Here is a 24,847-nt window from a genome sequence, read left to right on the forward strand (position 1 = left end):
GTGAACACCCTTTTCATGCATTGCCGCCCCGGTTTTGAAGGCGAAGTCTGCTCGGAAATCAGCGAGCACGCCGCGATCCTTGGCGTGTCCGGCTATGCCCGTGCCAAGCCGGACACGGCCTGCGCGGAGTTTGTCTGCACCGAGCCGGACGGCGCTGAGCGCCTGATGAATGGCGTGCGCTTTACTGATTTGATTTTCCCTCGGCAGTGGGCGCGGGGTGTGTTCGTCGCGCTGCCGGAAACTGACCGCATCAGCGTGATTCTCGACCACATGGCCGGTTTTGCCACCTGCGGCAGCCTGTGGCTGGAAGTGGTCGACACCAACGACGGCAAAGAGCTGTCGACGTTCTGCCGCAAGTTCGAAGGCCCGTTGCGCAAGGCGCTGGAAAAGGCCGGCAAGTTGGTGGACAACCCGAGCCTGCCGCGTTTGCTACTGACCTTCCGAAGCGGCCGTGAGGTGTTTCTGGGCCTGGCCGATGCGGACAATTCGGCGATGTGGCCGATGGGCATTCCGCGTCTGAAATTCCCACGGGAGGCGCCGAGCCGTTCGACATTGAAACTGGAGGAGGCCTGGCATCACTTCATCCCTCGGGACCAGTGGGCAGAGCGACTGTCGGATGACATGACCGGCGTCGACCTGGGCGCAGCGCCGGGCGGCTGGACGTATCAACTGGTCAAGCGCGGCATGCTGGTGACCGCCATCGACAACGGGCCCATGGCCGAAAGCCTGATGGACACCGGCCTGGTTCAGCATTTGATGGCCGATGGTTTTACCTACAAGCCGCGCCAGACCGTGGACTGGATGGTGTGCGACATCGTTGAAAAGCCTGCGCGTAGCGCCGCGTTGCTGGAAACCTGGCTGGGCGAGGGACTGTGCCGCGAAGCGGTGGTCAACCTCAAGCTGCCGATGAAACAGCGTTACGCCGAAGTGCGGCGCTTGCTGGGCCGTATTGAAGAAGGGTTCAAGGCGCGGGGCGTGAAAGTGTCGATTGGCTGCAAGCAGCTGTACCACGACCGCGAAGAAGTGACGTGCCACCTGCGGCGGCTGGATTTGAAACACAAGGGTTGAGAGAACTGATGTTCGAGAGCAATCGTTGTGGGAGCCGCCTTGGTGGCGAAGCGGTGCGCACACCAACATCGATATCACTGAATCGACGCTTTTCGCCACCAAGGCGGCTCCCACAGGATTTTGCGGTGACCTGTAAATCATTGATTCACGTTGTGTTTGATGAGCGTCGCGTCTGGCCATAGCACCAGCAAAATCATTCACCCCCCTTTCAGGAGCGAACCCATGCACAAGGATCCGTCTACCCGCGCATCGGTGCTGCAACACGTCAGCCTCAATGTTCGGCGTCTGCGCCATGCAGCGGACCTGAGCCAGACGGCGCTCGCCGAGAAATCGGGGGTCAGTCGGCGCATGCTGGTGGCCATCGAAGCCGGGGAGCGGAACGTCAGCCTCGCGACCCTGGATCGCGTGGCTGAGGCACTGGACGTCGTGTTCAGCGATCTGATTCAGGCGCCAGACGATCGTGATCCCAGCCGCATCAATGAGGTGGCCTGGGCGGGCACGCAGCCGGGGAGCAAGGCGGTCTTGCTGGCCAAGGCCACGGCTCGTCACGGGGTTGAACTCTGGGAGTTCAGCCTGGCACCCGGAGAAACCTACACCTCGGAAGCGGATCCCGAGGGCTGGAGCGAGCAGGTCTACGTGATCGAGGGCTGTCTAAGTGTTGCCTTGCCCGATGAGACCCGGCGTGTCGTGGCGGGGGAGTTTTTCATGTTCGCGGGCGACCAGCCTCATGCCTATCGCAATGACGGCGAGGTGGCGTTGCGGTTTGTCAGGAATGTGGTGTCCTGAAGGGCAATCCTGTAACACCATGGCCTACCCTATTACCGGCGGTCGAACGCATTTTTGTGGGAGCCGGCTTGCTGGCGAAAGCGGTGGGTCAATTCAAGGGGAGTTGACTGGCAGATCGCATTCGCCAGCAAGCCGGCTCCCACAGGTAGATGCGGTGTTCCAAATGTTGCGCCAGCGACACCCCATCAACACTTTGCCCGCTTTGCACCCAGTAATCCCGGCCTGAATGCGGCATGTCCCGTGCCCTGCATCCTTCGTACCGAGACGGGGCGACCAACGTCCTGTTTGAATCCACCCGCACGCTCTCCATAATCAGACGTGCGCGCCACTGTGGCGAAGAGAAGGCGAAGAACAATGACCTCAGAGAACAATCGACCGGACGCCGACATCCTGATTGTCGGCGGCGGCCTCAGCGGCACGCTGCTGGCGGTGCAGTTGCTGCGCCTGCCGGGGCAGCGGCGAATCGTGATCGTCGAGCCGAGACCTGAACTCGGACGTGGCGAGGCCTACAGCGCCACCGAACTGGGGCACACCCTCAATGGCAACGCCGCGCGCATGGGCGTCGAGCCGGATGATCCCGAAGACCTGACCCGCTGGCTGGGCGAATTCATCAGGGCAGGGGGCTGGCCAGAGTCCGATGAGCAGCATGTGCCGGTTGCCGAACTGTTTCCGCCGCGGGGCATTTTCGGGCTGTACGTTCAACAGCGTCTGGCGCAGGCCCGGACGTTGGGGGAGACATACGGTTCGACGGTTGAGCACGTGCGTAGCGAGGCCACGGATATGCAGGCCGATGACACAGGTGTGCGCATCACGTTGGCCGACGGCCGGGGGCTGAGTGGGTACTTCGGCGTATTGGCGACCGGTATGTTCGCCGCCGCACGGACCCCGCAACGCGACGCCAGCGCCCTCAACGCCGCGGCGGTAGACCCGTGGGACGTCGACGCCATGCGTCAGCTGGATCCGCAAGGTCGTGTACTGATCATCGGTTCCGGGCTGACGATGGTTGACGCCGTAGTCTCGCTGGAACGGGCCGGGCATCGTGGTCCCATCGACGTATTCTCGCGCCATGGCCTGCTGCCTCATGTACGCCGCCAGCCACCGGCCTGGCCGGATTTTCTCGGCGCTGATCATAGCGTGCGCAGCACTCGGCAACTGGTTCGCGCGCTTCGGGAACAATGCGAGCAGGCCATCGCTCAGGGGATCGATTGGCAGGCGCCGCTGGACACGGTTCGGGTGCATATTCCGCGTTTGTGGAGTCAGGCGACGGACCGTCAACGGCGTCAGTTCGTACGCCACGTGCGGCCTTGGTGGGAAAGCCATCACCACCGCTCGCCACCGCCAAGCGCGAAACTGCTGGAGCGGTTGGTTGAAGAGGGGCGTTTGAAGATTCATGCCGCGTCGTTGCAGAACGTGTACGACAAAGCCGCAGGGCAGGTGCGCATCAGCGTTCGCTACCGGGGCGAGGATCAGCCGACTGAGGTCAGTGGCGCAGCCTTGATCAACTCCACCGGTATTCAGTACGACTGGCGACGCGTGGACAAAGCGCTGCCCAAGCAGTTGCTGGCGCGTGGGTTGATTCAGCCGGGGCCACTGGCGTTGGGTATTGCGGCCGATGCGGGCGGCGCAGTGCTGGATGCGCAAGGGCAGGTGTCGTCGCGGCTGTTCGCGATGGGGCCACCGCTGCGCGGGATGTGGTGGGAAAGCACGGCCGTCACTGATGTGGCGTTGCAGGCCAAGGCGTTGGCGGCGCGATTGGCTGCGAGGTGAACGCCTACAGCCTCTGCCCGAAGGGCGTAGGGGCAAGTCCCGCTCCTACAAAGGAAATCGACATGCTGCGGAATTGTGTCGATCACGACACAATTTCACGCCATCACCCTAAAGGACTGTCCGAAAGCGCCGAAAAGCCCCTTGACGACCCCCTGAATCCCCATGGACGCACGGGTCATTCACGGACTTCAGAGGCGTTTTTTCATGTTGAGCCTGAACTTCAGCAATCCCGGTGATACCACACCCGTGCTGCAATTGAGTGTCACCAGGGCATCGCAGGCAACAAAGGACAGCAACGCACTGCCCACGGCCGCCGAACAGCTGCGCCAGAGCGTCGAAGTGTTGTTGTCGCCGGAGGCGCAAAAAGCGGCGAAAAGCGGCAAGAAGGACGCCGATATCGATGCGACTGACCTGCCAGACCGAATCAAGGATCAATTGAAGATGATTCGCTCGATTCAGGAGCGCATCGCCAAGCGTATGAAAGACATGCAGGCCTTCATGAGCGACCGTTCGCTGTCGCCCAGGGTTCGTGAAAACAAGATGCGTCAGTTGCAGTTGGAGATTTCAGCCATGACCAACGCGCTGATTCAGGCCACCAACCAGTTGAATCAGGCCATGCAGCAGATGCAACTATCACTGGAGGATCGAGCGTTGGCGGGGACGCTGGTCAGTCCGCAGAACCTTCAGTCCTGATCCAGCAGACGAGGCCCGCTGCCGTCGTCGCCCAGGCTGTCGCCCCAGTTGCGCAGCGGGCAGGCCTCCATGGACAGGCAGCCACAGCCGATGCAGCCGTTGAGCTGATCACGTAGCGCGGTGAGACGGTTGATGCGGTCGTCCAGGTCGGTTTTCCAGCGTGCGGACAGTCGGTTCCAGTCGTCCAGAGTAGGGGCACGGTCTTGTGGCAGGGTGTCCAGCGCGTCTTGAATGGTCGCGAGCGGGATGCCCAGACGCTGCGCCGTCTTGATCAGGGCGACCCGGCGCAGCACATCGCGAGGATAGCGGCGCTGGTTGCCTGCGTTGCGCTGGCTGCTGATCAGTCCCTTGGATTCATAGAAACGCAGCGCGGTGATTGCCACGCCGCTGCGGGCGGACAGTTGGCCGATGGTCAGTTCCCGAGCCAGGTGCGTGGCGTCTGTAGTGCGCATGGAAAGCCCTGAATCCTGCAACGAAAGAGAAATGAGGCTTGACCTCTAGTTAAGTGGAGGTTTTACCCTTCGCAGCCTTGGTCCGCAACAGGCCCGGATTGTTTCAATACGGCGCAAGAAACGTAGTTCCTGGCGATCAGGGATGCAGCATGCTGTTCAGCGACTTTCGTCATCTGTGGAGAGCGTTCATGACGTCACAAGACTCAACCCTTCCATTCAGCCAGTTCGTCGAGTTCGTGGTTGACCCGCGCCATCAGGCGGGTCTGGTGGCTGCCCTCAACGAGCGTTTCGAAAACTTTACCCGGACCTACCCCGGTTTCATTCGCGCCAGCGTGCAGGTCAGCGAAGACCGCCAGCGTGTCCTCAGCCACGTGTTGTGGCAGTCGAAAGCCGAATGCGAAGCGGCGGTGGCCAATGCCGAGCAGGGGGAGGGGGATTTCTGGGGACTGATTCGCGCGTATCAGACCAAGGCGATGACCTTTAACGCGTATGAGTGGGTGAGTGAAATCGTCGGGCCGCGGTGAGCGCAGCCCTTTTTCAAACCGAAACCTGCACCATCCGGTCCCCTTGAAGCTGCTCACCGGGGCGGCGTTTGTTCACGGCCAGTTCGCCGATCTTGATCAGGCGCGCGCGGATCACGTTGCGGCTCAGGCCCAGCAATTGTGCCGTGTGCACCTGGTTGTAATGACTGAAACGATAGGCCGCCCGCAACAGCGCGTCTTCGACCTTTTCATGCAGCGCACCGGCCTGTTCTTCGAACAGGTTCTGGAACGCACGGGCCAGCAGCGCATCGGTGGAGTCATCGACGACAGAGGCAGATTCTTCCTGCCGCTCCAGACGCAGGTTCGACAGGCGCAGGTCGCTCGCTTGAATCAACCCGTTGCGGCAAATCAGCAGGGTGTGATGAATGACGTTTTCCAGCTCGCGAATGTTGCCTGGCCAACTGTAGGACCGAAGCTTGTACTCGGCCTCGCTGCTGATCTGGATTGGCCCGCAGCCCAGACGCTGGCTGTAGACATCGATGAAATGCCGGGTCAGCGGCAGGATATCGCCGGGACGCTCGCGCAGGGTGTGGAGTTCGAGGTTCACCACGTTCAGCCGATAGAACAAATCCTCGCGGAAATGCCCGGCGTTGATGGCGCGCTCCAGATGAACGTTGGTCGCGGCCAGCACGCGCACGTTGATCGGCGTGCTTTTGCGCGAGCCCAGGCGCACGACTTCACGCTCCTGCAACACGCGCAGCAGTTTGACCTGAATGGCCATCGGCAGGTCGCCGATTTCGTCGAGGAACAGCGTGCCGCCATTGGCTTCTTCGAACCAGCCAGCCTTGGCCGTCAGGGCGCCGGTAAAGGCGCCTTTTTCATGGCCGAACAGTTCGGCCTCGACCAGGGATTCAGAGAACGCGCCGCAGTTCACCGCCACGAACGGCTGGTGACGACGGGCGCTCAGGTTATGGATGTGGCGGGCGACCAATTCTTTGCCGGTGCCGGTTTCGCCAATGATCAACACGCTGGCATCACTGGGTGCGACCTGCTGCACGTGGGCCAGCAGGGCCTGGGATTTGGGGTCCTCGAACACTTGCGCGGTGGCGCGGATCGAAGTGGCCAGTGCGGGCGAGGGCGGTAGGGTCAGTAGCTGCATGGGGATCACTTGTGGTTGAAACGGGACGCTGGCGGTCATGCTTGAGGACTCCTTGTCGCGGCGATCGTACGGGCAACGACGGTGATCGTTCCCACGCAGAGCGTGGGAACGATCACGGCTGTGACGGCTTCTATTTCTGCGGCGGCAAATCGTTGGCAATCATCTCGCCGAACGGCCCGGTCAAATTGGTGATGCCGCGACCGGCCAGGCTGCGATACGGCTCCGGCAGCAGCGGGAACACCAGTTCGGCGAAGCGATAGGCCTCTTCCAGATGCGGGTAGCCGGAGAAAATGAAACTCTCGATGCCCAGGTCGGCGTATTCCTTGATCCGCGCAGCGACTTCTTGCGGATTACCCACCAGTGCCGTGCCCGCGCCGCCACGGACCAGGCCGACACCGGCCCACAGGTTCGGGGCGATTTCCAGGTTGTCGCGACGACCGTCATGCAGCGCAGCCATGCGGCGCTGGCCTTCAGAGTCGAAGCGGGCGAAGGATTTCTGTGCCGCTGCGATGGTTTCGTCGCTGATGTGCTCGATCAGGGTGTCCGCCGCTTTCCACGCCTCTTCGCTGGTCTCGCGCACGATGACGTGCAGGCGAATACCGAACTTCACGGTGCGGCCATTGCGGGCAGCGCGTTCGCGGATGTCAGCGAGCTTTTCGGCGACAGCGGCCGGTGGCTCGCCCCAGGTCAGGTACACGTCCACCTGCTCGGCGGCGAGTTCGTGGGCGGCCTGTGAAGAGCCACCAAAATACAGCGGCGGGTAAGGCTTCTGGATCGGTGGGTACAGGGCCTTGGCGTTTTGCACCTTCAAGTGTTTGCCTTCGAAATCCACCGCTTCGCCTTGCAGCACGCGGCGCCAGATTTTCAGGAACTCGTCGGTGACTTCATAGCGCTCACTGTGGTCCAGGAAACTGCCATCACCCCGGTTTTCGTCAGGGTCGCCGCCGGTCACGACGTTGATCAGCAGACGCCCGCCGGACAGGCGATCCAGCGTCGCAGCCATACGCGCCGAGACGGTGGGCGAGATGATGCCCGGACGAATCGCCACCAGATAACGCAGGCGCTCGGTCAATGGCACCAGCGCCGAGGCGATGACCCAGGAATCTTCGCAGGAACGGCCGGTAGGGATCAGCACGCCGTGGTAACCCAGATCATCGGCGGCCTGCGCCACTTGCTTCAGGTAGTTGAGCGTGACCGGGCGTGCGCCCTTGGTGGTGCCCAGAAAATGGCCGTCGCCGTGAGTCGGGAGAAACCAGAAAACATCCATGAGAAATCCTTCGCGCTGAAGCAGTGGCTTTTGGAATAAGTGGGGCTATTTATAGAGGGTGTGAGTTATTCCGTAAAAGAACCTAATTCCATATTTTTATAGCGTTTGGAGATATATCGATGTTTACGTTTTGAAACGCCCGGGTTGGCGGGATGTTATTGTTGTCCGCGATTCGGACTGTGGGAGCCGCCTGGGTGGCGAATGCGGTATGCCGGAAACGTCAATGTTGGCTGACATAACGCTTTCGCCACCCAGGCGGCTCCCACAGGTCATTGACCGAGCCTGATAAAAAGAACCCCGCATGACCTCAAAAAAAGAAGTGGCACCCCTGCCCGAAGACCTGCGGGTATTCCTCACCGTGATCCGCAAGGCCGGTTTTGCCGCCGCAGCGGACGAACTCGGGCTGTCCCCGGCGTATGTCAGCAAGCGCATCCAGATTCTTGAATCGACCCTGGCCACGCGGCTGTTGCACCGCACCAGCCGCAAGGTGGCGCTGACCGAGGACGGTGAGCGGGTGCAGCGCTGGGCGGTGCGGATTCTCGAAGACTTTCAGTTGCTCCATGACGAACTGTCCGACGCCCATTCGGCGCCACGGGGCAAGCTGCACTTGTGCAGCTCGTTCGGTTTTGGCCGCAATCATGTGGCCCCGGCAATCTCGAAACTGGCCGAGGCGTACCCGGATCTGGAGGTGCGTCTGGACCTGTTCGACCGAGTGGTCGACATCGTCAGCGAAGGCTTCGATCTGGAGATTCGTGTGGGCGATGACATCCCCGGACAACACATCGGGCGCCAGTTGGTGAGCAACCGCCGGGTGTTGTGCGCCGCCCCGGATTACCTGGCCCGGCGTGGCACGCCGCAGCAGTTGAGTGATCTGGAGCAGCACGATTGCCTGGTGATCAAGGAGCGCGACAACGCCTTTGGTATCTGGCACGTGGAGCGTGACGGTGTGGCGGAAACGGTGAGGGTCAGCGGGCCGTTGTCGTCCAACAGTGGCGAGATCGTTCTGCAATGGGCGCTGGACGGCAGAGGGGTGTTGCAGCGTTCGTTGTGGGACGTCAAACCGTTTCTTGAGCAGGGGCGGCTGGTGCCAGTGCTGCCTGAATACACCGAGAGCGCCAACGTCTGGGCGGTGTACCCGACGCGGCTGGCCAACTCAGGGAAATTGCGAGTGTGCGTGGAGTTTTTGCAGGCGCATTTTCAGGGGTTGTCGTTGTAAATCACTTGCAGAGCTGCCCCGCCAGATCTGACACGCCGCATTTGCCCCCTGTGGGAGCCGCCTTGGTGGCGAATGCAGTGTGTCATTGAACATTGATGTTGCTGACACAGCGCATTCGCCAGCAAGCCGGCTCCCACAGAAGTCACATTTCGTCAGCAGGTTCTCAGACCAGCCATGGATTCTCCGCCAGATGCCGCTGCTGAAACGCCAGAATCTGCTCGCGTTTCTGCAACGTACTGCCAATCGCATCCAGCCCCAGTAACAGCGCGTCTTTTCTCAGTTCATCGATCTGGAACGGCATCCTCCGTCCATCTTGCAAACGGATCTCCTGCGCCGGAAGGTCCACTTCGATGTCGGCAGTGTCTGCCTGGCTGATGAGGCGCCCCAGTGCCTGAACCTGCGCCTCGTCCAGCACGATGGTCAGCACACCGTTTCGCTGGCAGTTGTCGTAGAAAATCCCGGCGAAGCTGCTGCCGATCAGCGCCTGTATGCCCATCTGCTTGAGGCCCCAGACGGCGTGCTCACGGCTCGACCCGCAACCGAAATTGGGGCCGGTGACGAGGAACTTCGCCCCCTGCCATCCCGGTTGGTTGAGGATGAAATCCGGGTTTGGCTCGCCTGAAGGCAGAAAGCGCAGGTCGAAGAACAGGCCCCGATCCAGCCCGGCCCGGTCGATGCCCTTGAGAAATTGTTTAGGCATGATCACATCGGTGTCGATGTTGGCCGCGAGCATCGGCGCGGCCTTGCCGCGAACGTGGGTGAATGGCTGCATCTCAGAGGCTCCCTTGCAGGCTGCGAACGTCGGTCAGGTGGCCGGTGATCGCAGCGGCGGCGACCATGGCAGGGCTCATCAAGTGAGTGCGTGCGCCCGCGCCCTGTCGGCCTTCGAAATTGCGGTTGGTGCTGGAGGCGCAACGGTCGCCGGGGGCGAGCACGTCGTCGTTCATCGCCAGGCACATCGAGCAGCCCGACTGGCGCCATTCGAATCCGGCGTCACGAAAGATCGTCGCCAACCCCTCCGCTTCGGCCTGATCCCGCACCGCGGTAGAGCCGGGGACGATCATCGCCCGCACGTGTTCGGCGACGTGCTTGCCGCGCACGACACTGGCCGCGTCGCGCAGGTCTTCGATGCGTGCGTTGGTGCACGAGCCGATGAAGGCGTGGCTGATGACGATGTCACTCAATGGCATGCCCGCCTCCAGGCCCATGTAGGTCAGGGCGCGGCGCATGTCCTGGCGCAGGATCGGGTCAGCGATGGTTTCAGGATCAGGCACGCTGCCGTTGATCGCTGCCGCCTGATCCGGGCTGGTGCCCCAAGTCACCATGGGCTGCAAGTCGCGGGCGTCGAGGTGGATTTCCTGATCGAACACCGCGTCGTCATCGCTGCGCAGGGTTTTCCAGCGGGCGAGGGCCTGGTCCCACAGCTCGCCTTTCGGGGCGCGGGGTTTGTCCTTTAGGTAGGCGAACACTTTGTCGTCCGGTGCCATGAATGCACCCCGTGCACCGGCCTCGACCGCCATGTTGCAGATGGTCATGCGCGCTTCGACGCTCAGCGCTGCGATAGTCGAGCCGGTGAACTCGATGGCGTATCCGGTGGCGCCGGATGCACCGATGCGCCCGATCAGCGCCATGATCACGTCTTTGGAGGTCAGCCCGCTGGACAGACCGCCGTCGACGGTGACGCGCATGGTTTTCAGGCGTTTGTAGATCAGGGTCTGGGTGGCCAGCAGGTGCTCGATTTCCGAGGTGCCTATGCCGAAACCGAACGCACCCAGCGCGCCGTAGGTGGTGGTGTGGCTGTCACCTGCGGCAATCACCATGCCGGGCAGGATGAAGCCCTGCTCGGGTGCGATGACGTGCTCGATACCCTGGCGCTGGTCGAGCACGTCGAACAACTCGATGCCGAATTTTTCGCAGTTGTCGGCCAGGTAGGACACTTGCAGCGCGCCCCCCGGATCGGCCATCGCTGCCACACGTTTCGGCGCGGTCGGGTTGACGTGATCGACCACCGCCAACGCGGTTTCCGGCCGCCAGACCTCACGCCCGGCTTCGCGCAAGCCACTGAACGCCTGAGGGCTGGTGTATTCGTTGATGACCTGGCGGTCGATGTACAGCAGGACATGGCCCTGGTCATCAAGGGTGCACACGGTGTGCGAATCGATGTGTTTGTCGTACAGCGTTCTTTTTGTGGTCATGGCCGGTTCACGGTTCAGGCGGGGTGTAGCGCCCATCTTAGGCAGGCAGGGAGGGGCATCAATGCTCGAACGGTGAGGGCTTGGGACATGGATCGTGTTTGATCGAGCGGTCCACGCGATATCGGCTCCCACAGGAGTCTCGGCGTGCGGTTGAAAAACAGGCGCTTGAGCGCCTGTGAAGGAGAGCACGTGAAGCCCTGTAAATCAGAAAATCTGGGTGAACAGCCAGTACAACCCGCCCGACAGCAGAATCGCCGCAGGCAAGGTCAAGACCCAGGCCATGGCCAGGTTGCGCAGGGTACGCATTTGCAGGCCCGAGCCGTTGGCGGTCATGCTGCCTGCCACGCCGGAGGACAGCACGTGGGTGGTCGACACCGGCAGGCCGTACATGTCCGCCGCGCCGATGGTCAGCATGGCGACCACTTCGGCCGAGGCGCCTTGGGCGTAGGTCATGTGGGTCTTGCCGATCTTTTCGCCGACGGTCACCACAATGCGCTTCCACCCGACCATGGTGCCCAGCCCCAGTGCGATGGCCACGGAGATCTTCACCCACAGCGGAATGAAGCGCGTGGCATCGTCGATCTGCTGCTTGAACTTCGAGACTTTGCCTTGGGTGTCAGCGTCGAAATTGCCGACCTTGTTCTTATCCATCAGGCGAATGGCTTCGGAGGTCAGGTACATGTCGTTACGCACGTTCGCCGTGGCTTCGGCAGGCACCTTGGCCAGCGAGCCGTAGCTGGCGACCTGAATGCCGATCTTGCCCGCCATCACCGCCAGCGCAGGCACCAGATCAGGCGTCGGCTGTTTGTCGCGGATGTACTCGGACAGCGTTTTACGCGGGTCAGCAGGTGCAGGGGACGGCACAGCTTTGCTCAGCGCCTGTTGCGTGACTTCTGCCACTGCCGCGAATTGCACCGATTGATCGGCGGGCATGGTGCGGTTCAGCGCATAGGCCATGGGCAGGGTGCCGACCAGAATCAGCATGATCAACCCCATGCCTTTCTGGCCGTCGTTGGAGCCGTGGGCGAAGGACACGCCGGTGCAGGTCAGGATCAACAGGCCGCGAATCCACAGTGGCGGCGGGGTATTGCCTTCAGGCGCCTTGTACAGCGCGCGATTCTTGACGAACGCGCGCAGGGCCAACAGCAACAGCGCCGCACAGGTGAAGCCGACCAGCGGCGAGAGCAGCAGCGAATAGCCGATTTTGGTGGCTTGCGACCAGTCCACGCCGCTGGTGCCGTCGCGCCCGTGCATCAACGCGTTGGCCACGCCGACGCCGATGATCGAGCCGATCAGCGTGTGCGACGACGACGCAGGCAGGCCCAGCCACCATGTGCCGAGGTTCCACAGGATCGCCGCGATCAGCAGCGCGAAGATCATCGCGTAACCGGCGGACGAGCCGACTTGCAGAATCAGTTCCACCGGCAGCAGCGCGATGATGCCAAACGCCACCGCGCCGCTGGAGAACAGCACGCCCAGAAAGTTGAACGCGCCCGACCAGACCACCGCGAAATTCGGCGGCAGCGAATGGGTATAAATCACCGTCGCGACGGCGTTGGCGGTGTCGTGGAAGCCGTTGACGAATTCGAAGCCCAAGGCGATCAGCAACGCCACGCCGAGCAGGAGGAACGGCACCCACGTGGTCACGACCGTGCCCAGATCATCCATGTCCGATTTCAGGCTATAGGCCGTGTACAGCAGGCCGAGCGCGAGGATGGCGAAGAAAATCACCATCGTCAGCACGCCAGGCTTGCGCCCGAATTGAGAACTCAGCCCGGCAGAGCCTTGAGCCAGTGAGGGGGTCGCCATGATTCACAATCCTGTTGAGATGGGATGTGAACAATGATCATTACAAAATGTGACAACGATACGACGCAGGTCAGGGTTCGGGTGGATTTGTCGCGCTAAAGGATGGGTGGTGTTCAAGAAATCGACTGCAGCTTCGCATTCTGTGTGGGAGCCGCTTTACTGGCGAAAACGGTGGGTCATTGACCACAGGGGTGTCTGACATTCTGCATTCGCCAGCAAGCCGGCTCCCACAGTAATGTGTGTCAGGCCAGAGATTTATCTCTGTGGGAGCCGCCTTGGTGGCGAATGCGGTGGACCAGACAACATAGAATCTCCTACGGCCTACGGCCAGAAGCGGATTAGCGCAGCTTCAATAATCCCGACTCTTGTGAAACGCCCACCGCCCTGCCACGAAGGTAAAGGTCGCCACCAGCACCACCAGAATCCAGAACCCGTGCGGATCGCTGGCCAGCGGAATTCCCCCGACGTTCATCCCGAAGAACCCCGCCACGATGTTGATCGGCAGGGCCAGGACGGTCACGACGGTCAGGGTGAACAGTGTGCGGCTGCTCTGTTCGTTGAGGTTGGCGGCGATTTCTTCTTGCAGCAGTTTGATGCGCTCGCCCAGGGCCGTGAGGTCGCTGATGACCAGCGCCGACTCTTCCGTGGATTGACGCAGCTCCTGCAAATCCTCTTCCTGCAACCACTGCGGCGGGCGGTGCAGCAGGCGCATCAGCGAGCCCGGCTCCAATGCCAGCAGGCGTTGCAGGCGCACCAGCACCCGACGCATCGCGCCCAGTTCGGTGCGATTGTTGCTCAGGCGTTCTGCCAGCAGTTGGTCTTCGATGCGATCAACGCTGAGGCTGGTTTTGCGCATGAATTGCGCCAGCACGTCGCTTTGATCTCGTAGCAGGTGTGCCAGCAGTTCCAGCGGGGAGCGGAAGGTTTCCCCCTGTTTGACCGACGACCGCAGCCTGTCTACCGAACGCAGCGGTTTGTGCCGTGCCGAAATCATCAGGTTGCTGCGCACACAGACCCAGAGCGTAGCAATGTCGTTGGAAACGCGGTTGAAGTCGAAGACCACATCGTTCACCACTGCCAACAGGGCAGAGTCAACGTGTTCGATGCGGGTCGAGCGCGAGCCTTCATGCAGGGCTTCGAGAAACTCGTCGGGCAAGTCGAGGTTGGTTTTCAACCAACGCTCGCAACTGGCGTGAGCGAGGTTCAGGTGCAGCCAGATGAACTCATCCGGGTTTGCCGGTTGGCGCAGCGCCTCCAGCGCTGTAGGTGAATCGATCTGTTGGGCAGCCTCTCCGGAGCGGAAACGAAAGCCATACAACAGACCGAAAATGTCAGAGTCCTGAGAACGGGCAATGCTTTGGTTCATGAAGGCTCGCAGGCGAAATGTGCCCTGGGGACACAGGATCGAAAGCGGCATCATCGCAAGGCTTTTTGACAGTTTTGTGACGTTTTATGTCTGCGCATTGCGATTTTACGGGTAGGCGCGCGCTGTGCCTCAAACCATCCCCAACGGCCACTTGCGAATCGGCGCGGGCCATGACGTATCAATTAACAATTCATCCTCAAGACTCAATTCGATGTTCACCGCCTCGGCGTTCAGGCGCAGGTGGTGAGGATCGACTGCCTTGGGGATCGCAATCACGCCTTCTTGCCTCAACACCCAGGCCAGGCTGATTTGCGCGGGCGTCACGCCATGCTGTTCGGCGATTTGCAGGATGGCGGGGTTCATCAGCAGGTCACCCGCCTGGCCGATGGGGCAGTACGCCATGAGCGGCATCAGGGCGTTTTGCATCCAGGGAATGAGGTCGTATTCGATGCCGCGCTCGGCAGGGTTATAGAGCACCTGATTGGTGGCGCAGTTGGTGCTGGACGTGACAGTGTCGAGTTCCAGCAGATCGGACACGTCGAAGTTGGAAACGCCCCAGCGCCCGATCTTGCCCGCGACCCGAAGCCCTTCGAAAGCTTCGACGGTTTCGTCCAGTGGGTAGGAACCGGGCCAGTGCAGCAAATAGAGGTCGATGTGCTCGGTTTTCAGGCGTTGCAGGCTGCGTTCACAGGCGGCGATGACGCCTTTGCGGCTGGCGTTGTGGGGGTAGACCTTGCTCACCAGCGTGACATGATCGCGCTTACCGACGATGGCTTCGCCCACCACTTCCTCGGCGCCGCCTTCGCCGTACATTTCGGCGGTGTCGATCAGGGTCAGGCCAAGATCGATGCCGTGTTGCAGGGCGGCGACTTCGTCCTTGCGTTGATGACGGTCTTCGCCCATGCGCCAGGTGCCCTGACCGATGACGGGAACGGTTTTGTCAGCCAGTTGCAACGTACGCATGGGGTGCCTCCTGCCGGATAGGTATAAAGAGATCAGGCAGTTTAGGCGGGGAAGGGTTCAATTCAAGCAGCCGTGGCAAGTGTGGCGGCGGGTGCAGAACCGCTGTGGGAGCGAATTCATTCGCGATGACGGTGTTCCAGACGATGGAAATGCAGCGTCTGTGTCGGCCCCATCGCGAATGAATTCGCTCCCACAGGTTGGATCTGTGTTGGCCGTTATTTTTGGGCCTGCGCAGTCGCCTCCTTATTCTCCCAACCCCCACCCAGCGCCAGGAACAAATCAATCTGTCCCATGGCCACTTGCGTATTGGCCGCTGCCAGTTGCGCGGTCACGTCGGTGTAGGTGCGGGTGGCTTGCAGGTCGGCGAGGAAGGATTCTCGACCGGCCATGTAGAACCGGTGGGTCTGATCGGCGGCTTGTTTGGCGGATTCTTCGGTGTCGGCCAGTGCATCGCGGCGCTCCAGCAGGGCGGTGTATTGAGAGAGGCTGGTCTGAGCTTCGCGGATGGCGTTCAGCACCACGCCGTCGAAGTGGGCGAGGGCGGCCTGGTTCGACGCTTCAGCCATGTGAATCCGCGCGCGGGCGCCGTTGGACGGAATGGTCCAGTTGATCAACCCGCCGAAGCCCCAGCGGTTGGTGGAGGGTTCGCCAAGGTCTTTGAGGATACCGACCGTGGCAACCGTCGCACCGATGCTGATGTCCGGGTACAACTCACCCGTGGCCACACCAATTGCGGCGCTGGAGACGGCCAGACGACGCTCCGCCTGACGCACATCCGGACGCCGTTTGAGCAGGGCTGCGCCATCGCCCACCGGCATCACCTGAGCGATGTGCGGCAGCTCGGCGCACTCGGCCACGCCTTTGGGCAGCTGATCCAGCGGTTTGGCCAGCAGCATCGACAGGCGATACATCCCGGCCTTTTGCGCGGCCTCATAACGCGGCAGGTCGGCGCGCAGGGATTTGTACTGGGTCTGGGAGCGCGTGACCTGGGTTTCGTCGCCACGCCCGGCGTCGCGCAGGCGTTGGGTCAGGGTCAGGCTCTGCTGTTGCAGGTCCAGCGAATGCAGGGCGATGTTGCGCTCTTCGTTGGCCGCGCAAATCTGCGTGTAGGAACGCACGACGTCAGCCACCAGGGTGATCCGCGCGGTGTCCACGGCGGCCTGCGCCGCATCGGTGTTGGCTTCGGCCGCCTCGATGCCGCGCTGCAACACACCGAACAGGTCGAACTGATACGACGTGGTCAGGCCGACATCGCCAACGTTGGCCACCGGCACTTTGTCCTCGATCAGAAACGCCTGACCGGCCTCCTGCAAGCGCTGCGCCCCGGCTTTGGCGGTGTTGGTGAAGCCCCCGGCAGCGTCCGCTTCATCGGTCTGGTAGCGCGCCCGTTGCAGGTTGGCCGCTGCAACGCGCAGGTCGGTGCTGGAAGCCAGTGCCTGACGCACCAGTTCATCGAGTTTCGGGTCGTTGTACAGGCGCCACCAATCGGCGGGGACTGGCGCCGACACCACGTTCGACGAGGTGCCAGCGATCTCACCCTGCAAATCGGGACGATTGACCGCCGCGTCCTTGGGCAGGTGGTAATCGGGACCCACCACCGTGCAGGCCGAGAGCAACATGCCCAGGCCCACGGTCAACAGGCGCGCACCGGGTTTCATTGAGCGGCTCCTTTGTCAGTGGTTTTGTCAGGGCTTTTGTTAACGGCTCCGTCGTCGATGATCGACACCGTGGCAGTCCGTCCGGCGATCATGCGGAAGTCCGCAGGCACTTCGTCGAAGGCGATGCGCACCGGAATGCGCTGGGCCAGACGCACCCAACTGAACGCCGGGTTGACGTTGGGCAGCAGGTTGTTACCGCTGGTGCGGTCGCGGTCTTCGATACCGGCCACGATGCTGACCACGTGGCCGCGCAGGCGGGCGTTGTCGCCGATCACGCGGATGTCCACGGCCGAGCCGATGTGAATGCCGTCCAGTTTGGTTTCTTCGAAATAGCCATCGATGTGGTACGAGGCGCTGTCCACCACCGACAGCACCGGGCGTCCGGCACTGACGAATTCGCGGTCACGGGGTGCTCGGTCGTTGAGGTAGCCGTCCACCGGGCTGCGGATCACCGAGCGGTCGAGGTTCAGTTGTGCGGCGTCCACCGCCACCTGCGCTTCGTTCAGCGCCGACAGGGCACGGGCTTCCTTGGACTGGCTTTCTTCCAGTTGCTCGCGGGCCACCAGATTACCCAGCCCCTTGTTGCGCTTGTTCTCGCGCTGGGCCTGTTCCCAGGTTTCCTTGCGCTCGGCCACGGTCGCCTGAGCCTGACGCAGCGCCAGACGGAAGCGGTCCTGGTCGATGGTGAACAGCACCTGGCCCTTGGTGATCGCCTGGTTGTCGACGACCGAAACTTTCTCGATCAGACCGGACACGTCCGGGGCGATCTGGATCACGTCGGCGCGGATGTGGCCGTCGCGGGTCCAGGGGGCGTACATGTAATACATCACCATGCGCCAGACGACGATCGCGGCGAGGATGACAACCAGCAGTGTCAGGACCACACGGCCCAAAGTCAGGAGAGGTTTTTTCATTTCAGCTCATCAGATAGCGACTGAGGGTATCAACCACGCCGAGCAGCAGGGCGTACAGACCGACGTTGAACAAAGCCCGGTGCCAGACCAGGCGGTAGAAGTGCACACGGGACAGCACGGCGTGCAGCACCAGAAAAATCACGTAAGCGATGCCCATCAGCACCAGAAACGTGGGCAGGAAAATCCCGCTGATATCCAGATCACCGATCATTCCAGTCATACCGATCACAGCGGCGCTCCATCGATGCCATACGGCGGTTGTTCTTCTTGCTCGGCCAGCGCGTCGACAATCTCCACACCCGGCAACAGCGCCAGACGCAAGCCGCTCAAGGCGTGCAACAGGTGCAGGCGGGATTCGTCATCGCCCATCCAGGCGAAGGTCAGCGAGCGGCGTGCGCGGTCCATGGTCATCAACAGGCCCTTGGGCGCAGGCAGACGCTCGCGGGCCTTGAGGCAGTGCTCGAAATACGCCCCCACTTCATCGATCACCTGCCGCAGCAATTGATGCGGCACCGCGTGCACCCGTGGCAGGTAGGCCAGCAAGTCGAGCATGTTCAGCGCCACGCGCACTTCGCGCAGGGCAATGTTGGTGTCCTGCGCGGTGATCGCCAGGCGCGGCAGGTGCTGCATCAGACGGTCGAGCATGCGCACGCCCATTTGCCGGTGCTCGGCCAAGGTCGCTTGTTCACACAGCGACACCACGTCGCGCCAGCTCGACCGGGTCAGGCGCTTGGCGGCGACTTCGGTGCCGAATGGCCGCACGATCAGCGTCCAGACGAAGGCGAACGCCAAGCCTGCGGGACCGGCGAGGTTGGAGTTGAGGAAGTTCAGGAAGTCGGCGTCGTAGGCGCTCTGGATGCTGATGAACGACGAGGTGTTGACGATGGTCAGCAGCGTGCCCAGGTAGAACTTCGGCTGCACGGTCAGAGTGCCGACCACGATGAACGGCACGGCGAAGGCCAGCACCAGCATCGGAAAGTCGTGCAGGTTCGGCAGCACCACGAACAGGTAGAGGCTGGCGAAGATCACCGACAAGAACGTCCAGTAGAAGAACCGGTAAATCTGCGGCGCCGGGTCGTCCATCGCGGCGAAGAAGCTGCACGACACTGCAGCCAGCGCCACGGCACTGGCACCGTCTTGCCAACCGAGCAGAATCCACAGCACCGAGGCGACGATGATCGCGCTGACCGAGGTGGCCACCGAGTACAGCATCATGCCTTTATCGAGGTACGGCGACAGGCGACCCAGACGCCAGTGGCGATACACCGCGCGCCACGGGCGATGGTCGTCGGTCTCAATGGCGTGTTGCAGGCTGCGGCAGTCTTGCCAGAGGTCGATCCACTCGCGCAGGCGGTACAACGTGGTGGAGAGCAGCAGTTGGCGGCGATCGTCCAGTTGCGCAGGCGTCGGTTGCAGGCGGTCGAGTTCGTCGTGAAGCGCTTGCCAGTATTGGACGGGTGCACTTTCGGCGGTCTTCTCTACCCAGTCCCGGCACTCGATGATCAGCGGCGCCAGGTCAGCCACCAGTTCGGGCGTGCGGCGCTCCAGTGCCCACAACGCATCGTCGAGAGCGTCGATAGTGGGCAGCAGATGAATCATCCGCCCGCGCAGTTCTTTGGCGTTGCGCACCGTCTGGCGATGCGCGCCTTCGTGGGGCAACTGGCCAATCATCAGCTCCAGGGTGTTGAAGGTGCCGACCATGGCCGTGCGCAAGGCGCCTACCGCTTCCGGTGTGGCGTTGCGGGCCAGGAACAGGTCGCTGTAGGTCGAGGCGTCCTTGAACCATTTGCCCATGGAGTCGACCAGCACCGGGGCCAAACGCCGTGGCCAGAACATGGCGCCGATCACTGCCGCGCAGACGATGCCCAGCAGGATTTCTTCGGTCCGCGATACAGCGATGTCGAACACCGCTTGCGGATTGTCGACCACCGGGAAAGAGATCAGCGGCATGGTGTAGCCCGCCAGCATCAGCGCGTAGCTGTTGGCGGTGCGCAGGTGCAGAGACAGAAAGAGCAGGGTGCCGGTCCACAAAGCGATGACCACCGCGAGCAGAAACGGCGTTTGCACGAAGATCGGCACCACCAGCACCGAAGCCGCTGCGCCGAGAAACGTACCGGCGGCGCGGTACAGGGCTTTGGAACTGGTCGGCGCCAGGAACGGGCTGGACACGATGTACACCGTGGCCATCGCCCAGTAAGGGCGCGGCAATTCAAAAATCAACGCCAGGTAAAGAGCAAGCATAGACGCGGCGAACGTGCGGACACCGTAAAACCAGTCGCGAGAGGGGGGCACGCCCTGAAAGAAGCCTTTGAACATGTCTTTCAAGATGACAGCTCCGGCCCTACGGGGCTGGCTTTGGCGAAGGCCTTGAAGACGCGAAGAGTGGCTTCCAGGTCTGCCGGGTCGATGTCGCCGAACACGTCGCGGCGCAGGCGAATCAATTCGTCTTCGATGGAATTGGCCAGCGTGCGGCCTTCTTCGGTCAGGCTCAGGGCCTTGGCGCGGCGATCCGTCGGGTCTTCGGTGCGCTGCACCAGATTGGCTTTGCCCAACTGGTCGAGCAGGCGCACCAGCGAAGGACTTTCCAGGCCACAGGCCTGGGCGACCGTGACCTGGCGCACGCCTTCACCCAGGCGCGCGATCATCAGCAGAGGGCCTGCACATGCCTCCGACACGCCGTAGTTCACCAGGGTGGTCTGACACACGCGGCGCCATTGGCGGGACGCTGCGACGACGCCGCCGGTGATGTGCATTTGCAGTGAGTCTAGGTTCATGTGAGTGCCGCTGTGTGGAGAGTCGTAGATCGAACGGGATTTGGTTAGGCAGTGAATGATTAGACGCCGTATTATTAGGTTGCTAACTATTAATATCCGGTAACAAAGTTGTTTCGTCAAATGAAAACTGGATGAACGGCAGCGTAGCTGTAGGGGCGAGAAGAAATTTATGACCGTCTGTCGGGCATTTCGGTGGTTTCTGGTTGTTTTTTCACCGGCAGGTCGAAGTGGGCTCCAAAAAAATGGCGGAACCGATGTGCCCGGAATCCGCCAATTTGATCAAAAAATGCGCAATCGCGTGTTTGAATTGTTTGATCTCAAAATAATAGCCATCGGTGTTTGCGGGTGGTCTTTGGCGATTTCTTGACGGGGTAGGGCGGCTAAAGAACAACCGATTCAGCCGATAGCAAAGGCGACAGACAACGGGGCCAGAACCCCCGTTCCAGAGACCTCCCTTTGCTGGTGCGCAATGCGCACCCACGAGTGCAACATGATCGACCTTGCTACCTGGAACCTCTCCGTCCCCGTCGGTATTCCTGCCGCGACCATCGACACGCCCAAGTTGGTGGCGGGCTATCAGGATGGTTATTTCCGCTCCGGCGACACGCTGTTCTTCTGGGCGCCGGTGACCGGCTCGCGGACAGACAACGCGGTCTACCCGCGCACTGAGCTGCGAGAGACCTACGCCAACGGCGCGGTGCACAACTGGACCTACAACCAGGCGGACAATTTCCTGCGTGCGGCGTTGACCGTGGATCAGGTGCCATCGTCCGGCAAGATCGTCATTGGTCAGATCCACTGCTATGGCAGCACCGAGCCGTTGATCAAGCTGGAGTATCAATACAAGGAGAAAACCCAGACCGGCAATCTGGTCATCAAGTACCGCGTCACGCCAACCTCAGAGCCTGAAGTGATTCAACTGGCAACCGGTGTGCTGCTCAAGGAGCGTTTCACCTACACCATCCACCTGACCCCGGCGGGCAACCTTACGGTCAATGCCCACGAGATGCAGTGGGACAGCAAGCTCGATGCGACCTGGAACGGCAAGCAGCTGTATTTCAAGGCGGGGGTGTACACCCAGGACAACACCGGGTACGCGACCGAGGGCGGGGCGGCGACGTTTTACAAGTTGCAGGTGACCCACGACAAAAAGGCTTGATCGGATGCGATCGTTGTGGGAACCGGCTTGCTGGCGAAGGCGTCGTATCAGGCAGCACAACAGTGGATGAACCACCGCTTTCGCCAGCAAGCCGGCTCCCACAATCCGGGCCAGACGCAACGCAATTGCATCAATCAGGTTGAAACATCAAAGCGAATCGGATTTGTCTTTCTGAGGGCTGGTCGACTGTCACCTCACCCCCATGCAACTGCATGATCGCCGCCACAATTGCCAACCCCAGCCCGTTGGAATCCGAGCTCTGATGGCGAGAGGCGTCGACGCGGTAGAAACGGTCGAACAGCTTGCTCAGGGCCACTTCGCTGAGGTTCGGCCCCTGATTCTCCACTTCGATGCGACAGTGTTCAGTGCTTCGAACCACGCGAATGTTGATCTCGCTGTGTTCGTCGGCATAACGAATCGCGTTAGCCACCAGATTGCTCAAGGCCCGGCGCAGCAGCAATGGGTCGGCATTCAACACGCCGTCGCCTGTAGTGCGTAGGGTCATTTTTCGTTCTTCGGCCAGGCCTTCGAAGTAGCCGGTCACCCGTTGCAGCTCATCCGCCAGCTGCAGCGGCTGACGATTCAACGCCGCTTGGGCGTCATCGGCGCGGGCGAGGAACAGGATGCTTTCGACCATGCGCGAGATGCGTTCCAGCTCTTCCAGATTCGACGCCAATAACGTCTGGTATTCATCTACCGAACGGGGTTGGCGCAACGCAACCTGACAATGCCCCATCAACGATCCCACCGGGGTGCGGATTTCATGGGCAAGGTCGGCGGAGAACTGATTCAGTCGCTCGTAGCCGTCGGCCAGGCGGTCGAGCATGGCGTTGTAGGCGTCACTCAGTTGTTGCAGCTCCACCGGCGTATCGCCGCTGTCCATGCGGCTGTCGAGGCGTGCCGGGGTGATGGCTGTGGCGTGTTCGGCCATCTTGCGCAATGGGCGAAGGCCGCGACGCAACAACACGTAGCCCAGCAGTGCGGTGACCAGAAAGGCCAGTGCCACCGCCACCAGGATCCGGTTGCGGAAGTTGGCCAGGGTGGCCATTTCCTTGACCGCCAGGTGCGCAGCGGTCAAATGCACGGTCTTGCCGCCGGACATCGCCGCCACCGTGGCCGCGCGCATGGGCGCATCCGGGTTGGCCGTGCCGCTGCGCAGATCACTCACGTTCAATGCCTGATCCGGCGCCACCACTGGCGTCTCGGGCAAGGGAGCATGCAGTGGATTGACCAGGATCACGGGCGTCTTGCCCGGCTCGCCGATGATGAAGATGTCGTCCTCGCTGTCGAGCATGTTCTCGAACAGCTGCGGGCTGCCGCGCAGGGTGTCGAGGGTCAGGTCGTATTGCAGCAGTTTGCGAAAGTGATCGAGCCGGGCCAGCACCGCGTGGTCGCTGCGGGTCATCACCGAGGCTTTCATGGTTTCGTAGAGGTACATCCCGGCGCTGGCCACGGCCAGCATCGCCACCACCGCAAAGGCCAGGGTCGAACGCAGGGTCAGAGAGGGTGGGCGTCGGGCTCGCATGGCCGTACCTCGCAGACATAGCCGATACCGCGCACGGTGTGAATCAGCTTGACCGGGTAGGGCAGGTCGACCTTGCTGCGCAGGCGTTTGATCGCCACGTCCACCACATTGGTGTCGCTGTCGAAGTTCATGTCCCAGACTTCCGAAGCGATCTGCGCGCGTGACAGCACGTCACCTTCGCGACGTAGCAACAGGTGCAGCAGGGCGAATTCCTTGTTGGTCAGGGTGATGATCTGGTGCTGGCGGGTCACGCGGCGGCGCAGCAGGTCCAGCTCCAGATCGGCCAAATGAAAGTGATCGGCCTCGCGCACCACGCCACGGCGCAGAATCGTGCGGATGCGCAGCAGCAGTTCGGTGAACGAAAACGGCTTGACCAAGTAATCATCGGCGCCCAGCTCCAGCCCGCGAATACGGTCTTGCAACTGGTCGCGGGCGGTGAGGAACAGCACCGGCACGTCCTGTTTGGCGCGCAGGATTTCGATGATCTGATAGCCGTCGATGCCCGGCAGCATGACGTCCAGCACCAGCAGGTCATAACGTTGCTCCAGCGCCATGTGCAGGCCGTCGGCGCCGTGCTGCGCCCAGTCGACCTTGTAGCCGGATTCGCTGAGGCCTTTCTTCAGGTATTCGCCGGTCTTGGTGTCGTCTTCGATCAGCAGGATGTGCATCGTAGGGCTCGCATTGCATCGTGTGGGCAGTTTAACCAACCTGTCCGGCGCGGGCGGTTACATTTTTGTCATTGAAGGACCCAGCGGCGCTGAGCATGCGAATGACAAAAATGTCATCCGGCGGTCATGGTGCGGTACCGGTTGGTTGGACAGGATGAACCTCATTCAACCCGCAATGCCTACGTTATGAACCTGCCTGGAAGGAACTCGTCATGAACATGAAGACCGCTTTGTCCTCTACCTTTGGCCTGCTGATGCTCAGCGCTGCTGTCATGGCCTGCGCCGCCGACATGCCGGTGGTCAAACCCCTGCGCGGAACCGTCGACAGCGTCGACAACAACACCCTGAACTTCACCACCCGCACGGGGGCTCACCAGAGCATTGGCCTGACTGACAAGACCGGCGTGCGTCTGGTGTCGAAGGCTGATATCGCGTCTATCAAGTCCGACAGTTTCATCGGTTCGGCGGCCACCCCGCAGGCTGACGGCACCTTGAAAGCGCTGGAAGTGACGGTGTTCGAAGCCAGCCTCAAGGGCAGTGGCGAAGGGCACTACGGCTGGCAGAACGCTGACGGCAGTACCGGCACCATGACCAATGGCACCGTGGGCAAACTGACCAACGCCAATGGCCGCACCTTGAGCGTGAGCTACAAGGGTGGCGAGAAACAGTTGGTGGTGCCGGAAGACGTGCCGATTGCTTATGTGGAGGCGGGCAAGGTGAGTGAGTTGGTCAAGGGCGCCAAAGTGGTGGTATTCCCGGCAGAAGACGGCAAGACTGCGCGCGGTGTGGCCGTCGGCAAGGATGGCTTCCAGCCGCCGATGTAAGGACGGCCGCGGTGCATCTGTTGCACCGTGTCGTCCCTTTCGCCAGCAAGCCGGCCCTCACACTGTCTGATGTTGTCATCTACATTTGTGGGAGCCGGCTTG

23 protein-coding genes are annotated in these 24,847 nt (G+C 61.6%); 8 read left to right on the forward strand and 15 right to left on the reverse strand.

Translation table 11 applies throughout. From position 1 onward, the window contains the following. From rlmM to ACI2KB_RS07795, 4 genes are all read left to right on the forward strand, one after another. Positions 1-1,068: a 23S rRNA (cytidine(2498)-2'-O)-methyltransferase RlmM gene (rlmM, locus tag ACI2KB_RS07780; RefSeq protein WP_404633093.1), complete on the forward strand. Its 1,068-nt coding sequence runs from the start codon at positions 1-3 to the stop codon at positions 1,066-1,068. Between the two features lie 222 nt (positions 1,069-1,290). Further along, positions 1,291-1,854 carry a helix-turn-helix domain-containing protein gene (locus tag ACI2KB_RS07785; protein WP_404633095.1) on the forward strand — a complete coding sequence of 188 codons (564 nt, stop codon included), beginning with the start codon at positions 1,291-1,293 and terminating at the stop codon, positions 1,852-1,854. Positions 1,855-2,208: 354 nt separating this feature from the next. Then, complete coding sequence (locus tag ACI2KB_RS07790; protein WP_404633097.1) at positions 2,209-3,621, forward strand: FAD/NAD(P)-binding protein; 1,413 nt, start codon at positions 2,209-2,211, stop codon at positions 3,619-3,621. Between the two features lie 204 nt (positions 3,622-3,825). Further along, entirely contained in the window at positions 3,826-4,314 is a 489-nt protein-coding gene (locus tag ACI2KB_RS07795; protein ID WP_404633099.1) for a hypothetical protein, read from the forward strand. Here the strand turns inward: ACI2KB_RS07795 and soxR are convergent. Further along, positions 4,305-4,766 carry a redox-sensitive transcriptional activator SoxR gene (gene soxR / locus ACI2KB_RS07800; protein ID WP_404633101.1) on the reverse strand — a complete coding sequence of 154 codons (462 nt, stop codon included), beginning with the start codon at positions 4,764-4,766 and terminating at the stop codon, positions 4,305-4,307. The two genes, ACI2KB_RS07795 and soxR, sit on opposite strands and share 10 nt — an antisense overlap. Before the next feature lie 188 nt (positions 4,767-4,954). On the opposite strand from soxR, the gene ACI2KB_RS07805 reads away from it, so the two are divergent. Next, positions 4,955-5,290 (forward strand): antibiotic biosynthesis monooxygenase, encoded by a 336-nt coding sequence (locus tag ACI2KB_RS07805; RefSeq protein ID WP_404633102.1) that lies wholly within the window; start codon positions 4,955-4,957, stop codon positions 5,288-5,290. 13 nt (positions 5,291-5,303) lie between these two features. On the opposite strand, the gene ACI2KB_RS07810 is transcribed toward ACI2KB_RS07805, so the two are convergent. Next, a complete protein-coding gene (locus ACI2KB_RS07810) occupies positions 5,304-6,407 on the reverse strand; it encodes a sigma-54 interaction domain-containing protein (protein WP_404633554.1) in 1,104 nt (367 codons plus the stop codon). Positions 6,408-6,537: 130 nt separating this feature from the next. After that, positions 6,538-7,674 carry an FMNH2-dependent alkanesulfonate monooxygenase gene (ssuD, locus tag ACI2KB_RS07815; protein WP_404633104.1) on the reverse strand — a complete coding sequence of 379 codons (1,137 nt, stop codon included), beginning with the start codon at positions 7,672-7,674 and terminating at the stop codon, positions 6,538-6,540. A gap of 301 nt (positions 7,675-7,975) precedes the next feature. Here ssuD and ACI2KB_RS07820 point away from each other — a divergent pair, with 301 nt between their 5' ends. Then, entirely contained in the window at positions 7,976-8,890 is a 915-nt protein-coding gene (locus ACI2KB_RS07820) for a LysR substrate-binding domain-containing protein (RefSeq protein ID WP_404633106.1), read from the forward strand. 163 nt (positions 8,891-9,053) lie between these two features. On the opposite strand, the gene leuD is transcribed toward ACI2KB_RS07820, so the two are convergent. From leuD to ACI2KB_RS07870, 10 genes are all read right to left on the reverse strand, one after another. Next, positions 9,054-9,662 carry a 3-isopropylmalate dehydratase small subunit gene (gene leuD / locus ACI2KB_RS07825; protein WP_404633108.1) on the reverse strand — a complete coding sequence of 203 codons (609 nt, stop codon included), beginning with the start codon at positions 9,660-9,662 and terminating at the stop codon, positions 9,054-9,056. Position 9,663: 1 nt separating this feature from the next. Continuing rightward, positions 9,664-11,085 carry a 3-isopropylmalate dehydratase large subunit gene (gene leuC / locus ACI2KB_RS07830; protein ID WP_404633110.1) on the reverse strand — a complete coding sequence of 474 codons (1,422 nt, stop codon included), beginning with the start codon at positions 11,083-11,085 and terminating at the stop codon, positions 9,664-9,666. Positions 11,086-11,289: 204 nt separating this feature from the next. Then, complete coding sequence (locus ACI2KB_RS07835; protein WP_404633112.1) at positions 11,290-12,894, reverse strand: inorganic phosphate transporter; 1,605 nt, start codon at positions 12,892-12,894, stop codon at positions 11,290-11,292. Between the two features lie 349 nt (positions 12,895-13,243). Then, positions 13,244-14,260 (reverse strand): transporter, encoded by a 1,017-nt coding sequence (locus tag ACI2KB_RS07840; protein WP_404633114.1) that lies wholly within the window; start codon positions 14,258-14,260, stop codon positions 13,244-13,246. Between the two features lie 129 nt (positions 14,261-14,389). Further along, positions 14,390-15,223 carry an aldo/keto reductase gene (locus tag ACI2KB_RS07845; protein ID WP_404633116.1) on the reverse strand — a complete coding sequence of 278 codons (834 nt, stop codon included), beginning with the start codon at positions 15,221-15,223 and terminating at the stop codon, positions 14,390-14,392. A 215-nt stretch (positions 15,224-15,438) separates the two neighbouring features. Then, complete coding sequence (locus ACI2KB_RS07850; RefSeq protein ID WP_404633118.1) at positions 15,439-16,881, reverse strand: efflux transporter outer membrane subunit; 1,443 nt, start codon at positions 16,879-16,881, stop codon at positions 15,439-15,441. Then, positions 16,878-17,795, reverse strand: coding sequence for an efflux RND transporter periplasmic adaptor subunit (locus ACI2KB_RS07855; RefSeq protein WP_404633120.1), 918 nt, complete (start codon positions 17,793-17,795; stop codon positions 16,878-16,880). Before ACI2KB_RS07855 ends, ACI2KB_RS07850 begins: the two co-directional genes overlap by 4 nt. 1 nt (position 17,796) lies before the next feature. Then, a complete protein-coding gene (locus tag ACI2KB_RS07860) occupies positions 17,797-18,006 on the reverse strand; it encodes a DUF1656 domain-containing protein (RefSeq protein WP_404633556.1) in 210 nt (69 codons plus the stop codon). 14 nt (positions 18,007-18,020) lie between these two features. Continuing rightward, positions 18,021-20,111: an FUSC family protein gene (locus ACI2KB_RS07865; protein WP_404633558.1), complete on the reverse strand. Its 2,091-nt coding sequence runs from the start codon at positions 20,109-20,111 to the stop codon at positions 18,021-18,023. A gap of 5 nt (positions 20,112-20,116) precedes the next feature. Next, positions 20,117-20,569 carry a MarR family winged helix-turn-helix transcriptional regulator gene (locus tag ACI2KB_RS07870; protein WP_404633122.1) on the reverse strand — a complete coding sequence of 151 codons (453 nt, stop codon included), beginning with the start codon at positions 20,567-20,569 and terminating at the stop codon, positions 20,117-20,119. A 490-nt stretch (positions 20,570-21,059) separates the two neighbouring features. Between ACI2KB_RS07870 and ACI2KB_RS07875 the strand changes: the two genes are divergently transcribed. Next, positions 21,060-21,728, forward strand: coding sequence for a polysaccharide lyase family 7 protein (locus tag ACI2KB_RS07875; RefSeq protein WP_404633124.1), 669 nt, complete (start codon positions 21,060-21,062; stop codon positions 21,726-21,728). 130 nt (positions 21,729-21,858) lie between these two features. Here ACI2KB_RS07875 and ACI2KB_RS07880 read toward each other — a convergent pair whose 3' ends face one another. Further along, positions 21,859-23,253, reverse strand: a complete 1,395-nt coding sequence (locus ACI2KB_RS07880; protein ID WP_404633126.1) for a heavy metal sensor histidine kinase — start codon at positions 23,251-23,253, stop codon at positions 21,859-21,861. Beyond that, a complete protein-coding gene (locus tag ACI2KB_RS07885) occupies positions 23,226-23,921 on the reverse strand; it encodes a heavy metal response regulator transcription factor (RefSeq protein WP_404633128.1) in 696 nt (231 codons plus the stop codon). The genes ACI2KB_RS07880 and ACI2KB_RS07885 overlap by 28 nt, the downstream gene beginning before the upstream one ends. 218 nt (positions 23,922-24,139) lie before the next feature. Here ACI2KB_RS07885 and ACI2KB_RS07890 point away from each other — a divergent pair, with 218 nt between their 5' ends. Then, complete coding sequence (locus ACI2KB_RS07890) at positions 24,140-24,745, forward strand: hypothetical protein (protein ID WP_404633560.1); 606 nt, start codon at positions 24,140-24,142, stop codon at positions 24,743-24,745. Positions 24,746-24,847: the final 102 nt, after the last annotated feature.

Source organism: Pseudomonas sp. NPDC088444 (genome assembly GCF_044900175.1).
Lineage (GTDB): Bacteria > Pseudomonadota > Gammaproteobacteria > Pseudomonadales > Pseudomonadaceae > Aquipseudomonas.

Bases quoted from the DNA above. Each gene is read 5' to 3' on its own strand.
- ACI2KB_RS07820 (WP_404633106.1), top strand. From the start codon at position 7,976: ATGACCTCAAAAAAAGAAGTGGCACCCCTGCCCGAAGACCTGCGGGTA.
- ACI2KB_RS07865 (WP_404633558.1), bottom strand. From the start codon at position 20,111: ATGTTCAAAGGCTTCTTTCAGGGCGTGCCCCCCTCTCGCGACTGGTTT.
- ACI2KB_RS07795 (WP_404633099.1), top strand. From the start codon at position 3,826: ATGTTGAGCCTGAACTTCAGCAATCCCGGTGATACCACACCCGTGCTG.
- ACI2KB_RS07870 (WP_404633122.1), bottom strand. From the start codon at position 20,569: ATGAACCTAGACTCACTGCAAATGCACATCACCGGCGGCGTCGTCGCA.
- ACI2KB_RS07850 (WP_404633118.1), bottom strand. From the start codon at position 16,881: ATGAAACCCGGTGCGCGCCTGTTGACCGTGGGCCTGGGCATGTTGCTC.
- ACI2KB_RS07845 (WP_404633116.1), bottom strand. From the start codon at position 15,223: ATGCGTACGTTGCAACTGGCTGACAAAACCGTTCCCGTCATCGGTCAG.
- ACI2KB_RS07860 (WP_404633556.1), bottom strand. From the start codon at position 18,006: ATGATCGGTGATCTGGATATCAGCGGGATTTTCCTGCCCACGTTTCTG.
- leuD (WP_404633108.1), bottom strand. From the start codon at position 9,662: ATGCAGCCATTCACCCACGTTCGCGGCAAGGCCGCGCCGATGCTCGCG.
- ACI2KB_RS07875 (WP_404633124.1), top strand. From the start codon at position 21,060: ATGATCGACCTTGCTACCTGGAACCTCTCCGTCCCCGTCGGTATTCCT.
- ACI2KB_RS07835 (WP_404633112.1), bottom strand. From the start codon at position 12,894: ATGGCGACCCCCTCACTGGCTCAAGGCTCTGCCGGGCTGAGTTCTCAA.
- ACI2KB_RS07785 (WP_404633095.1), top strand. From the start codon at position 1,291: ATGCACAAGGATCCGTCTACCCGCGCATCGGTGCTGCAACACGTCAGC.
- ACI2KB_RS07790 (WP_404633097.1), top strand. From the start codon at position 2,209: ATGACCTCAGAGAACAATCGACCGGACGCCGACATCCTGATTGTCGGC.
- leuC (WP_404633110.1), bottom strand. From the start codon at position 11,085: ATGACCACAAAAAGAACGCTGTACGACAAACACATCGATTCGCACACC.
- ACI2KB_RS07880 (WP_404633126.1), bottom strand. From the start codon at position 23,253: ATGCGAGCCCGACGCCCACCCTCTCTGACCCTGCGTTCGACCCTGGCC.
- ssuD (WP_404633104.1), bottom strand. From the start codon at position 7,674: ATGGATGTTTTCTGGTTTCTCCCGACTCACGGCGACGGCCATTTTCTG.
- ACI2KB_RS07855 (WP_404633120.1), bottom strand. From the start codon at position 17,795: ATGAAAAAACCTCTCCTGACTTTGGGCCGTGTGGTCCTGACACTGCTG.
- ACI2KB_RS07805 (WP_404633102.1), top strand. From the start codon at position 4,955: ATGACGTCACAAGACTCAACCCTTCCATTCAGCCAGTTCGTCGAGTTC.
- ACI2KB_RS07890 (WP_404633560.1), top strand. From the start codon at position 24,140: ATGAAGACCGCTTTGTCCTCTACCTTTGGCCTGCTGATGCTCAGCGCT.
- ACI2KB_RS07810 (WP_404633554.1), bottom strand. From the start codon at position 6,407: ATGCAGCTACTGACCCTACCGCCCTCGCCCGCACTGGCCACTTCGATC.
- soxR (WP_404633101.1), bottom strand. From the start codon at position 4,766: ATGCGCACTACAGACGCCACGCACCTGGCTCGGGAACTGACCATCGGC.
- ACI2KB_RS07840 (WP_404633114.1), bottom strand. From the start codon at position 14,260: ATGAACCAAAGCATTGCCCGTTCTCAGGACTCTGACATTTTCGGTCTG.
- ACI2KB_RS07885 (WP_404633128.1), bottom strand. From the start codon at position 23,921: ATGCACATCCTGCTGATCGAAGACGACACCAAGACCGGCGAATACCTG.